Origin of the sequence: Antarctobacter aquimaris (genome assembly GCF_900184945.1) — a bacterium.
Taxonomy (GTDB): domain Bacteria; phylum Pseudomonadota; class Alphaproteobacteria; order Rhodobacterales; family Rhodobacteraceae; genus Maliponia; species Maliponia aquimaris.
In genome coordinates this window covers 15,003-26,573 of sequence record NZ_FXYF01000021.1, presented here as the reverse complement: position 1 = coordinate 26,573, position 11,571 = coordinate 15,003, and the positions used below count along the sequence as shown (strand labels likewise).

The window sequence follows — 11,571 nt, the reverse complement described above, 5'->3', positions numbered from 1 at the left end:
TGATGCCCCAGGCCGGGCGGCGCGCGATTGGTTGTCGCGCCAACCATACCCGTGATCGAATCCCGCTGTTCTCTGCTGGTGAACCGTGATCACATGCAAACAGGCGCATACCGGGAAGAAAATCGTGCAGAACGCGGGCTTGCAGGTCGAGACGGAAATCACGCCGGAGGGCGCCCTGGTGCGCCTTGCCGGGCCGCTTACGATCCGAACTGTCACCGCCTTGCGTGACCAACTCTCCGCGCTGGACCAGGTGCCGAACCTGACGGTGGAGATCGACCCGCAGAGCCAGGTCGACACGGCGGGTGCCTGGGCGCTCTCGGTGCTGGAGCAGCGGATCACGGCCGCAGGTGGCGCGGTGGTCGTGCACACATCACGCGAGGACCTGCGGCTGCTGCTGGACACGGTGCGCCGCGCCATGCCGACGCCGGAAACCCCCGCGAGCCCGGAACGGGGTCTTGTCGCCTTTCTGGAGCGGTCGGGCCGCACGGTCGTGCATGGTGTTGCCTTCCTTGGCGATTTGACGGGCTATTTCGGCCTGTTCCTGATGCGCATGCTGCGATTCCTGCGGCACCCAGGGGAATTCCGGATGACCGCCTTCGTCGCGCATTGCGACGACGTGGGATTGCGCGCGGTGCCGATCGTGTCGCTGATGGCCTTCCTGATCGGTGTCGTGCTGGCCTTCCAGGGGTCGGCGCAGCTGCGCCAGTTCGGGGCCGAGGTCTTTGTGGTCGACCTGATCGCCATCTCGGTCCTGCGCGAGCTGGGTATCCTGCTGACGGCGATCATCGTTGCCGGCCGCACCGCATCGTCGTTCACCGCCGCCATCGGGTCGATGAAGATGCGCGAAGAGATCGACGCCATGCGGACGCTGGGGCTCGACCCGGCGGTCGTGCTGTTCGTGCCGCGCATCCTGGCGCTTCTGGTCACCTTGCCGATCCTCGGACTGATCGCCAATGTCACGGGGCTGCTGGGCGGCGCCATCATGTCCTGGATCGAACTGGGCATCTCGCCGTCGATGTTCCGCACCCGGCTGATCGAAGGCACCGACGTCAGCCATGTCTTTGTCGGTCTCGTGAAGGCCCCGGTCTTTGCGCTGATCATCGGCGTGGTCGGCTGCCAGGCCGGGATGCAGGTCAAGGGCAACGCGGAATCGCTGGGGCGGATGACATCCAATGCCGTCGTGACGGCGATCTTTGCCGTGATCGTCGCCGATGCGCTGTTTTCCATCTTCTTCGCGCAGGTGGGCCTGTGACGGAGGCGGCAGACAGAGAGGTCGTCATCCGCGTGCGCGGGCTGCGCAACCAGTTCGGCACGCACGTGGTGCACGACTCGCTGGACCTGGACGTCTACCGGGGCGAGATCCTGGGCGTGGTCGGCGGGTCGGGGACCGGCAAATCCGTGCTGCTGCGGTCGATTGCCGGGCTGCAACGGCCGGCGGCGGGCGGCATCGAGGTTCTTGGCGTCGACGTGTTCCGCGGCCCGGACTCGGAGCGCGAGACGCTTGGTGCCCGCTGGGGCGTGATGTTCCAGGACGGCGCGCTGTTCTCCTCGCTGACCGTGCGCGAGAACGTCGAGGTGCCGATGCGCGACATTCCCGGTCTTGCGCCGGCGATCCGGCGCGACCTGGCCGACCTCAAGATTTCCATGGTCGGCCTGCCCTATCTGGCCGGCGACAAGTACCCGTCGGAGCTGTCCGGCGGCATGCGCAAGCGCGCCGGGCTGGCCCGGGCGCTGGCGCTGGACCCCGAGATCGTGTTCCTCGACGAACCGACCGCCGGGCTTGACCCGATCGGCGCCGCCGCGTTCGACCAGCTGATCCGGACCCTCAGCCGCTCACTCGGGCTGACGGTGTTCCTGGTGACGCACGACCTCGACACGCTGCACGCCATCTGCGACCGGATCGCCGTGCTCGCGGATCGGCGGGTCTTGGTCACCGGGACCATGCGCGACATGCTGGACGTTGAACACCCCTGGGTTCACGAGTATTTCACCGGTCCCAGGGCCCGGGCCGCGCTCGATTCCAAGCGCGGCGACACCACTGGCGGAGACAACTGACCATGGAGACGCGGGCGAACTACATCCTGGTCGGCGCATTCACCCTTGCCGGGTTTCTCGGACTCATGGGGTTCTTCTTCTGGTTCGCCAACATCGAGTTGAATCGCCAGTTCGCCTATTACGACATCGACTTCACCTCGATCTCGGGCCTGAGCGAGGCGTCCGACGTGCGCTTTGCCGGTCTTCCGGTGGGCCAGGTCGTGTCTGTCCGCCTGTCGCCCGAAAACGACGGCCTGGTGCGTGTCCGCATCGAGGTCGACGCCGCGACGCCGGTCAGGGCCGACAGCGTTGCCACGATCGAGGCGCAGGGTGTCACGGGCGTATCCTTTGTCGGGATCTCGGCCGGCCGGCCGGAGGCCCCGCTGCTGACCGCCGTCTCGACCCTGGAGGTGCCAAGGATCGAGGCCGGTCAATCCGTCCTGCAGACCTTGTCCGAGGACGCCCCAAAGATCTTGTCCGAAACACTGGAACTGCTCAGCCAGCTCCGCGAGTTGATCGGTGAGGAAAATCAGGGAAAGGTCCGGACGATCCTTGCGAATGTCGAGACTTCGTCCGCCGCGTTTTCCGTAGCGCTGGAGGATTTCGCGTCCGTCACCGGGGCGGTCTCGGGGTTTGCCAAGCAGATCGACGAGTTCAACACCACGCTCAATACGCTGACGCAAGACCTGTCAGGGGTTCTCAGCGAGGCAGAGACGGCATTGAGCTCGATCACCGCGCTGACCAGCGACACCAGGGTTCTCGTGGGACAGGGGGGCGCGACGCTCGACCGGGTCGACTCGGCCCTCGTAGCCGCGCAAGGCTACATCTCAGACAGCCTGCGTCCCGCAACCGACAACCTCGAACTGGCGATCGCCGATATCCAGGCCACCGTTACGGCCCTCGGCGAAGATGCCAGCGGCCTGACCGCGGTCTTTGCCGATACCGGGGCGGCGGCGACTGCGCGCCTGACCGAAGCACGGGAAACCATCGCCGCGGCCAACGCGATGATCATCCGGATCGAGGATGCGATGCAGACGATCGATGACGCGGCAAGCCGGTTCGACGGCCTGTTGCAGGCGGATGCGCAGCCTTTGATCGCCGAACTGCGCAGCGCGACGGCGCTTGCCACCGATGTCATTGCCGATATGAGCGAGCTTGCCCAGGGTGATCTTGCCGCGATCTTCGAAGAGATCCGCACGGCCACCCGCTCCGCCTCCGACGTCGTCGCCACGGTTGGGGAAAACCTGAAGTCGGTCACGGCCAGGCTGAACGACCTTGCCGAGCCGGCCGAAAAAACGCTCGAGGCGGCCCGGGTCACTTTTGGCCGTGCCAACGAAACCCTGACCGCAGTCGAGGCAACACTTCAGACCGGGGACCGCGCGCTGATCGCTGCCGAACAGGCGCTTGCCACCGCAGACCGGGTCATGAACGAGGATCTGACCGAGATTGCCGGGCGTCTGCGCACCACGCTCGACAAGGTCGATGCCGCGGTCGCCGCGGTCGCCGACGAAATCCCCGTGATCACCGCCGACCTCCGGTCGGCGTCGAGTTCGGCCAAGGCCGCATTCGCCTCGGTCGAGAGCGTCTTGGGCGAAAGCGGACCCGCGTTCAGGGAGTTCGCGGCCACGACGCTGCCGCAATACGGACGGCTGGCCGCCGATACCCGCACGCTGGTCAAGAACTTCGATACGCTGATCGAGCAGATTCGCCGCGACCCCAGCCGTTTCTTCCTTGACCAGCGCGCTCCGGAATACAGAAGGTAGCAGGATGTCATTTCGCTCAAGACCGTTCGCCTGGCTTGTCTCGCTCGCATTTCTGCCTGCCCTCGCGGGTTGCAGTGCCTTGTCGGCGCTGAACAGCGCGTCTCAGCCACTGGACATCTACGAACTCCGGACGCCTTCGATCGACATCCGCGCCAGGCGCGGAACCGCTGAACTCGTGGTCGAAGAACCGGTTGCAAGCGGCGCCTTGTCCACCGAACGCATCATGGTCCGGACCGGGCCATTCGAGGCGCAGTACCTTCCGGGCGTTCGCTGGGCCGATCCGGTGCCGGCCATGCTTCAGACGCTTTTGGTCCGCAGCCTGGGCGAGACCGGGGCGCTTGGCTCGGTGGGCCGGGCGCCGGTGGGCGCAAGGCCGGATTTCGCATTGCTCGGCGAACTGACCGATTTCCAGGCAGAGATCACCGAGGACAAGAGCGCCGCCGTTGTCCGCGTGCGGATGATGGTGAGAATAGTACACGACGAGGAGTCCCGCGTCGTGGCCAGCCGAATCTTCGAAGCGGCCATGCCGGCGGACTCCACCGAGACACTGGCGCTGGTCGCAGCTTTCGACCGCGCCACGACGGGTCTTGTCGCCGACATCGTCCCCTGGGTCCTGTCGCAGGTTCGGTGACCGACGGCCGCGGCGATGGACGTGATGCTTGGCGGCGGCCTGATGCCTGTGCGCGTCCGGCCTTGAACCGATTGGGGGCTGCTCCGCTCTAGTGGCGATCACCAACCCGGGAACCGGGCGGTGTGCCTTGTCCCACGGCGTGATGCGGCCCGCGATGGGTCACGCGGGGTTTGGCGGACCGGGCGGGATGACGGCATGCTCCCTATCTCAAGCAAGACGCCGATGCCCTTTCTCGTCGACCGGTTTGGCGAAATTAGCCGCTCCGGTTAACGCTGTTCATCCAACATCATGCGTCCAATCGACGGCGCCGCCGTGGCCGATACGTTTGTCACGCACGGAGACCTCCGGGATGCCATGGATGCCCTCGGCCTTGTCGCGTTCGATGGTGCCAACCCGAACAACGACCAACATGGGACAAGTGTGCGGGGACCTCTGCGGGCTGCGTATGCGGCCGCAAACGCGCTGGGCCTGCCGATCAGGATTGAGCGTGCCGATGAGTGACAGGTAAGGATGGGGTGACAGAAAGGCGTTTGCACCGAAGCCATTCGCTGCAAGCAACGAGCTGTGAAAACCGCCGGGGCGACTTGTGGGACTTCATCTCCCAAAAATCCAGAGACCCACTGTACCTACGCGAAGGATTTCGAAAAATTGGTGCGGTCGAGAAGACTCGAACTTCCACGGGTGTTACCCCACAGCGACCTCAACGCTGCGCGTCTACCAATTCCGCCACGACCGCACTGTCAAGGCTTGGGTGGAGGCTCTCTAGCGAAGCACGGCGCGGATGTGAAGAGGAAAAAAGCCGGTCCAGGGCGGTTTGTCGCCCCGCCCCGGCAGGCAGCCGCGCTGGACAACCGGGCCGCCGCCGTGCCATGCCCCGGGGCACAGGATCAGCAGGCGGGAGACGCCGATGGAATGGAAGATCACCGACGGTCTGACCGACTATGACACCGCGCTTGCCTTCATGGAGGACCGCGCCGCGGCCATCGCCGAAGGCCGCGCAGAGGACTGCATCTGGCTGCTGGAACACCCCCCGCTCTACACCGCCGGCACCTCGGCGAAACCGCAGGACCTGAAGGACCCGGACCGCTTTCCAGTCTTCCCGTCCAAGCGCGGCGGCCAGTACACCTATCACGGGCCGGGACAACGCGTGGTCTACGTGATGATGGACCTCAACCGGCGCGGGCGGGACGTGCGCTGTTTCGTGCAGGACCTCGAACGCTGGGTCATCGCGACGCTGGGTGAATTCGGCCTGACCGGCCACATCCGCGACGGGCGCGTCGGCGTCTGGATCGAACGGCCGGATAAGCCGCGCCTGCCGGACGGGCGCCTGGCCGAGGACAAGATCGCCGCCATCGGCATCCGGCTGCGCAAGTGGGTCAGTTTCCACGGCCTCGCGATCAACGTCGAGCCGGACCTGTCGCACTTTGGCGGCATCGTGCCCTGCGGGATCACCGACTACGGCGTGACCTCGCTGGTGGACCTTGGCCTGCCGGTGACGATGGAGGACCTCGACGTGGCGCTGCGGGCGAGTTTCGACACTGTCATGGCGACGCCCGAACGCAGCTGTGGCGCCACCGGCTGAGGCGCGTTTTCCATGAAAGAGGCGCGCCTCCCGAGGGAGACGCGCCTTGCAGGGGCGGTGGGTTGGCGTGCCGCCCTGCGGGCAGAAAAATTGCCCAGTCGTCGTGTGACAATCGTTGCGTGCTCAAATCGTCCGTGTCGATCCGGTCCGCCGGGAGGAGCTGCGGGGCCGGACCGACAACTCAGTGCCGGCCCGAGAAGACCTCGAACAGGATGTCCTCACGGGCGAGGCCCAGGATCGCGAGATCCGCGTCCGACAGCGCGCGCAGCTGGGCGGCGCGGGCCGCACGCTGGCGGTAGCGGCGGTCAAAGGAGATCTCGCACATGCGGGCGATGCGCTGGCGCAGGGTGCTGCGGCTGGAAACAAAGCTGGTGTCGAAGCTGGACATTGGTCTGGTCTCCGCGTCAGGGGCTGCTGGTGTCGATGTCTCAAACCTGGTCGAAGCGGCGCGCGGTCATAAGTCGGACAAACCGGACCGTCCGGTATTCCGGACCTGCACCGAGGTTTGAGGCCTCTTGCCCCCTGCCCATCGCAGGACCGCGTTGCGCCCTGTTTGCACGATAAAAAAAGGGGGTGCGCCGAAACGCACCCCCGGGATCGAAAAGGTTGCCTGAAAGGTTCTGGTCATCGAATGGCCGGGCCCGGGGTCGCGTCCCGGGGCCGCTGTTTCGTCAGGCCTTGCCCGAAAAGACGTGGATCAGGATGTCGGTGCGGGCGATGCCACGGGCGGCCAGCTCGGCGTCGGACAGGGCGCGCAGCTCGGCGATGCGGGCGGTGCGCTGGCGGTAGCGGCGGTCAAACGGCGTGTCGAACAGCCGGGCCAGCCGCTGGCGCAGGGTGATACGGGTCGGAACGAAGCTGCTGTCGAAGTAGGCCATTTTCTGTCTCCCCCTCAGGAACTGGTCGGTGTCTGTTGACCTGAACCTAGGCAAAGCGGCCGCCTGCCATAAGTCGGGAAACCCCGACCGTAAGGTATTCCGGACCTGACAGGGCGCCCGTCAGTCGCCGTCGGGCCAGCGGATCGTGACCACGTAGCGATACAACTGCCCCTCGTGCAGCACCGCGAGGGTCAGGCTGCCGCCGAACATTGCGCTGTAGCAGCCAAAGCCCTCCGCCATCTCCATCCGGTAAGGCGGCAAGTCGAGAGACAGGGGCCCGTCACCGGCAGGGAAGCGGCCGAAAAACGAGGCAGAGCGGCAAATATCGACCCTCTCGGCGTTGCGCAGGAGGGCCGCGCGAAACGCGTCCGCGACCGGCAGGCTGTTTTCGCCCAGCAACGCGCCAACCCGGGTGGCCACCGCTTGCGCTATTCCTTCCTGGCGTCTGCGATGGCGATCGGCGGCGTCCGGGTCGGAGGCCGAAGGGGATAGCCGGTCAATGAAATAGGACGCATTGGCCGAGTCACGCCCGCCGCCCCTGGCGATCGCCTCGCCCACGCGCGGATACAGCGCGAGAAACAGCGCGCGGTAGGTGTCCGAGCCGATGGGGCTGTCCTCCAGCAGGCGGCAGCCTGCGCCCTCCGGATCGGAGACCAGAAGGCAGCTGGCGGGGCCTTCGTCCGGCGGCGCGACGCCCAACGTCACCGGCGGGTCGATGGTACAGGAACATATCGGCGCGACGGGGGCGGACCGGACCGGAGCCGCGAGAGTGAGTATGGCAAGCGCGGGCGCGGCAAGGCGTGAAAACAAGTGCAGTCCTCTCCTGATCGATCCGCCCGGTGCATTGCGGCTCCCGGCGGGAGTACGGAACCGCCGAATGCCCGACAGGTCAAGACGGATGGCCACGGCCGGGAGACAGGGCCTGTCCGGGGCAGAGCGCCGGTGGACCGGCGCCGCGACGCCAGGACGGGGGGCATTCGCCTGTTTCGGGCGCTGCCGGGTCCCGCCCAGGCCACCAGGGGCCTGCGGTCACGCCCCGCTGCGCCCTGCCCCAGCGCGCCGTCGCACAAGGCGCTGCGACAAAAAGGTTTGATCTGCGTCAAATCCGTCCATTGCCGCCCCGGGGGTCACATTCTAGAACGTGAAAGGAACCTAGGGCACGGGTGGATTCCCTTTCGTGCCCTTCGCGTAGAGATCAGCAGGAGGCAAACAATGGCAGACGCCGCCATTCACGGCCACGAGCACGAAGACAACCGGGGGTTCTTTACCCGCTGGTTCATGTCGACGAACCACAAGGACATCGGGATTCTGTACCTGATCGTCTCGGCAGCGGTCGGCTTCGTCTCGGTGGCCTTCACCGTCTACATGCGCATGGAGCTCATGGAGCCCGGCGTTCAGTACATGTGCATGGAGGGCATGCGCCTTCTGCCGACCGCGGTCGAGAACTGCACGCCCAACGGCCACCTTTGGAACGTGCTGATCACGGGCCACGGCATCCTGATGATGTTCTTTGTCGTGATCCCTGCGCTGTTCGGCGGATTCGGCAACTATTTCATGCCGTTGCAGATCGGCGCGCCGGACATGGCGTTCCCGCGCATGAACAACCTGTCGTTCTGGCTGTACGTCGCCGGCACCACGCTGGCGGTCTGCTCGGTCTTTGCCCCGGGCGGCAACAACCAGCTGGGTTCGGGCGTGGGCTGGGTGCTCTACCCGCCGCTCTCGGTCAACGAAGGCGGCATGTCGATGGATCTCGCGATCTTTGCGGTGCACGTCTCGGGCGCCTCATCGATCCTGGGCGCGATCAACATGATCACCACCTTCCTGAACATGCGCGCCCCCGGCATGACCCTGTTCAAGGTGCCGCTGTTCTCGTGGTCGATCTTTGTCACCTCCTGGCTGATCCTGCTGTCGCTGCCCGTCCTGGCCGGCGCCATCACCATGCTGCTGACGGACCGCAACTTCGGGACGACCTTCTTCGACCCGGCCGGCGGCGGTGACCCGATCCTGTACCAGCACATCCTGTGGTTCTTCGGCCACCCCGAAGTGTACATCATCATCCTGCCCGGCTTTGGCATCATCAGCCACGTGATCGCCACCTTCGCGCGCAAGCCCGTGTTCGGCTATCTGCCGATGGTCTGGGCGATCATCGCGATCGGCGCGCTGGGCTTTGTCGTGTGGGCGCACCACATGTACACCGTGGGCATGTCGCTGACCCAGCAGAGCTACTTCATGCTGGCGACGATGGTCATCGCGGTGCCCACCGGGGTCAAGATCTTCTCGTGGATCGCCACCATGTGGGGCGGCTCGATCGAGTTCAAGACGCCGATGCTCTGGGCCTTCGGCTTCCTGTTCCTGTTCACCGTGGGCGGGGTGACCGGCATCGTGCTGAGCCAGGCCGGCGTGGACCGCGCCTATCACGACACCTACTACGTCGTGGCGCACTTCCACTACGTGATGAGCCTGGGCGCGGTGTTCTGCATCTTCGCGGGGCTCTACTTCTACTTCCCCAAGATGACCGGCCGCATGTACAACGAGACCATGGGCAAGATCCACTTCTGGGCGATGTTCATCGGTGCCAACCTGACCTTCTTCCCCCAGCACTTCCTGGGCCGTCAGGGCATGCCCCGCCGCTACATCGACTACCCGGACGCCTTCGCGCTGTGGAACTATGTGTCGTCCTGGGGTGCATTCCTGTCGTTCGCCTCGTTCCTGTTCTTCTTCTATATCGTGTTCCACGCCCTGACCCGTGGTGCTCGCGCGACCGAGAACAACCCGTGGAACGAGTACGCCGACACGCTGGAGTGGACGCTGCCCTCGCCGCCGCCGGAGCACACCTTCGAGCAACTGCCGAAGCGGGAAGACTGGGACAAGGGCCACGCGCACTAGACGCAACGCTCACCAGACAGACGAAAGGCCCCGCGATCCGCGGGGCCTTTTTTCTTGGCGGCTGTCTCCTGGCGAACGACCGGCATGGCAGGTCAGTGCGCAGGGCGGTCGCAGACAGACGTCTCCCCGGTCGCCAGAGCTTTGACCCGCAAGACGGCCCCGGCCACCAAGGTTCCGCGCGATGGCCCAACGCCCGCCTCAGGGGCGCGGCGCAGCCCCACCCGGGGCAGCGGGAGGCGCCAGCGTCTCGCAGGCCCCGGCGAGGATCGGCCCGAGGTAGTGCAGCACAGCCGCCTTCTGCACCCGCGCCCGAGCCAGGTCCTCCAGCGCCATGGCCAGGTTCTCGGTGCGCACCTGCAACGCCTCGGTGATCCGCGCCGCGCGCGCGGCATGGGCGCTGGCCCGGTCGGCGCGGTACAGGTTGTCGATCTCGGCCTTGCGAAAGACCACCGCCGCGTCCTGCGGATCATCGTAGCGCCAATCGCCCACTTCCTGACGCAGATCGCGCTGCGCCTGCTGCCAACGGCCCTCCGCCTGTTCCAACCCCCGGCGAAAGCCGTCGTCGGCCGCCTCGATCCGGGTCCGGGTCCAGCTCTCGGTCGACCTGACCCACTCCAGCGCGCGCAGCGCGGCGTAGTCCAGCCGCGCCTCGGCGTGAACCAGCTCCGCGCCGTCCCAGCCGCTTTCCAGGCCCAGCGACACGACCTCCTGCACCCAGGCGTCGCGGTTCTCCGTCACCTTGCGCACCGCCCCGGCGACAAAGGCCTCGCGGGAGGGCAGCACCTCGTCGAGGCCAGCGACGGTAGTCCACAGGGCCGGGCTCCAGCCCCAGGCCAGCGGGTCGAAGACATCGCCGCCCTCGGGGTGCTGCCAGACCGCGCCGAGATCGGCCAGAAGCCCGCTGTCATAGCCGCGCCGCGTAACGACCTCCGCTGCGTCGGGCGCGCGCTGCGCGTCAAGGTAAAGCGCCGCCTGCACAGCGCGTTCGCAGGTGCCGCCCGGCGCCCCGCGGGTGATCGCCAAGGCCTGCACCAGGGCCGCGTCGCTGTAGCGGTCAAGGTCGGCATCCATCGGGGTCATCAACCCGGCGTCGCGATAGCCAGCCAGGGCCTGCCGCAGCGCGTCGCGGTCCTGCCACATGTCGGCCTGCGCCTGCGCCCCCGCCAGGGCCAGCGGCAGGATGGCGGCCAACAGCGGCGCGCGCAGATCGGTCATCACTCCAAGCATGTGCGGTGCCTCCCTCAATGCGATGAAAGCCTAGCGGGGTCCGCCCGGTGCGCCTTGACCTGTCGCAAGTCGGCACCCGCCCGGAGGCGTCGGCCTGACAACGGCCATGCTCACAACCCCCCCAGAGAATTGTAGTTGCCCCGCTCGACAGGCCCGGTGTCGGCCCAGTCGACTTGACCGGGCCGCTCTCCGTCCCTTGCGGCGCGGGTATGCCCCGGCGTCACTCGGGCACAGAAAGAAAGCGGTCCCCCGCACTCACGCAGACACGGAGTTCCAAACGGTTCGGCCCGCCCGGCCCGCTGTCGCCAAAGCCGCTGTCCGGCCGACGCCTCCGGGCGCGCGACCGCCAGCGGGTAGCCGAGGCCGGCATTGCCCCAGGCACCCTCGAACGCGTTGTCCCGCTTGGTGCTGCCTCGGATCGAGATACGTCGGCGGACGGCGCGGCCGACGGCAGCGGATCGAGCGCGGGTTGCGCGAGCGCGGTCCGGTCCGCGTCAAGGGCCAGCGCGGCTATTGAAACCGCGCCCGGGCAAGACCCTCCAGCAGGAATTTCAGCGGCTGGTCCCGCGC

The 11,571-nt window shown here is 66.7% G+C and carries 11 protein-coding genes and 1 tRNA gene; 6 read left to right on the top strand and 6 right to left on the bottom strand.

Annotation, left to right across the window (positions count from 1 at the left end; all coding sequences use genetic code 11):
- Window positions 1-124: 124 nt before the first annotated feature.
- The 4 genes from MAA8898_RS23270 (at window position 125) to MAA8898_RS23255 (ending at window position 4,428) form a co-directional block, all read left to right on the top strand.
- Window positions 125-1,252 carry an MlaE family lipid ABC transporter permease subunit gene (locus MAA8898_RS23270; RefSeq protein ID WP_245853593.1) on the top strand — a complete coding sequence of 376 codons (1,128 nt, stop codon included), beginning with the start codon at window positions 125-127 and terminating at the stop codon, window positions 1,250-1,252.
- Window positions 1,249-2,055, top strand: coding sequence for an ABC transporter ATP-binding protein (locus MAA8898_RS23265; RefSeq protein ID WP_094023421.1), 807 nt, complete (start codon window positions 1,249-1,251; stop codon window positions 2,053-2,055). The genes MAA8898_RS23270 and MAA8898_RS23265 overlap by 4 nt, the downstream gene beginning before the upstream one ends.
- A gap of 2 nt (window positions 2,056-2,057) precedes the next feature.
- On the top strand, window positions 2,058-3,797 hold the full coding sequence (locus MAA8898_RS23260) for an MCE family protein (protein WP_094023420.1): 1,740 nt from the start codon (window positions 2,058-2,060) through the stop codon (window positions 3,795-3,797).
- A gap of 79 nt (window positions 3,798-3,876) precedes the next feature.
- Complete coding sequence (locus MAA8898_RS23255) at window positions 3,877-4,428, top strand: ABC-type transport auxiliary lipoprotein family protein (RefSeq protein ID WP_245853592.1); 552 nt, start codon at window positions 3,877-3,879, stop codon at window positions 4,426-4,428.
- A 276-nt stretch (window positions 4,429-4,704) separates the two neighbouring features.
- On the opposite strand, the gene MAA8898_RS27130 is transcribed toward MAA8898_RS23255, so the two are convergent.
- Both MAA8898_RS27130 and MAA8898_RS23250 read right to left on the bottom strand, forming a co-directional pair.
- Window positions 4,705-4,839, bottom strand: coding sequence for a hypothetical protein (locus tag MAA8898_RS27130; protein ID WP_281252913.1), 135 nt, complete (start codon window positions 4,837-4,839; stop codon window positions 4,705-4,707).
- A gap of 238 nt (window positions 4,840-5,077) precedes the next feature.
- Window positions 5,078-5,164: transfer RNA gene (locus MAA8898_RS23250), tRNA-Leu, on the bottom strand.
- Window positions 5,165-5,314: 150 nt separating this feature from the next.
- On the opposite strand from MAA8898_RS23250, the gene lipB reads away from it, so the two are divergent.
- Window positions 5,315-6,010, top strand: a complete 696-nt coding sequence (gene lipB / locus MAA8898_RS23245; RefSeq protein ID WP_281252914.1) for a lipoyl(octanoyl) transferase LipB — start codon at window positions 5,315-5,317, stop codon at window positions 6,008-6,010.
- 181 nt (window positions 6,011-6,191) lie between these two features.
- Here the strand turns inward: lipB and MAA8898_RS23240 are convergent, their stop codons facing one another.
- The 3 genes from MAA8898_RS23240 to MAA8898_RS23230 form a co-directional block, all read right to left on the bottom strand.
- On the bottom strand, window positions 6,192-6,398 hold the full coding sequence (locus MAA8898_RS23240; RefSeq protein WP_094023417.1) for a hypothetical protein: 207 nt from the start codon (window positions 6,396-6,398) through the stop codon (window positions 6,192-6,194).
- A gap of 283 nt (window positions 6,399-6,681) precedes the next feature.
- Window positions 6,682-6,888 (bottom strand): hypothetical protein, encoded by a 207-nt coding sequence (locus tag MAA8898_RS23235; RefSeq protein WP_094023416.1) that lies wholly within the window; start codon window positions 6,886-6,888, stop codon window positions 6,682-6,684.
- Between the two features lie 120 nt (window positions 6,889-7,008).
- Window positions 7,009-7,794 carry a hypothetical protein gene (locus tag MAA8898_RS23230; RefSeq protein WP_141194932.1) on the bottom strand — a complete coding sequence of 262 codons (786 nt, stop codon included), beginning with the start codon at window positions 7,792-7,794 and terminating at the stop codon, window positions 7,009-7,011.
- Window positions 7,795-8,100: 306 nt separating this feature from the next.
- Between MAA8898_RS23230 and ctaD the strand changes: the two genes are divergently transcribed.
- Window positions 8,101-9,774 (top strand): cytochrome c oxidase subunit I, encoded by a 1,674-nt coding sequence (gene ctaD / locus MAA8898_RS23225; protein WP_094023414.1) that lies wholly within the window; start codon window positions 8,101-8,103, stop codon window positions 9,772-9,774.
- A gap of 198 nt (window positions 9,775-9,972) precedes the next feature.
- Here the strand turns inward: ctaD and MAA8898_RS23220 are convergent, their stop codons facing one another.
- Window positions 9,973-11,001, bottom strand: coding sequence for a hypothetical protein (locus MAA8898_RS23220; RefSeq protein WP_176445296.1), 1,029 nt, complete (start codon window positions 10,999-11,001; stop codon window positions 9,973-9,975).
- Between the last annotated feature and the right edge of the window lie 570 nt (window positions 11,002-11,571).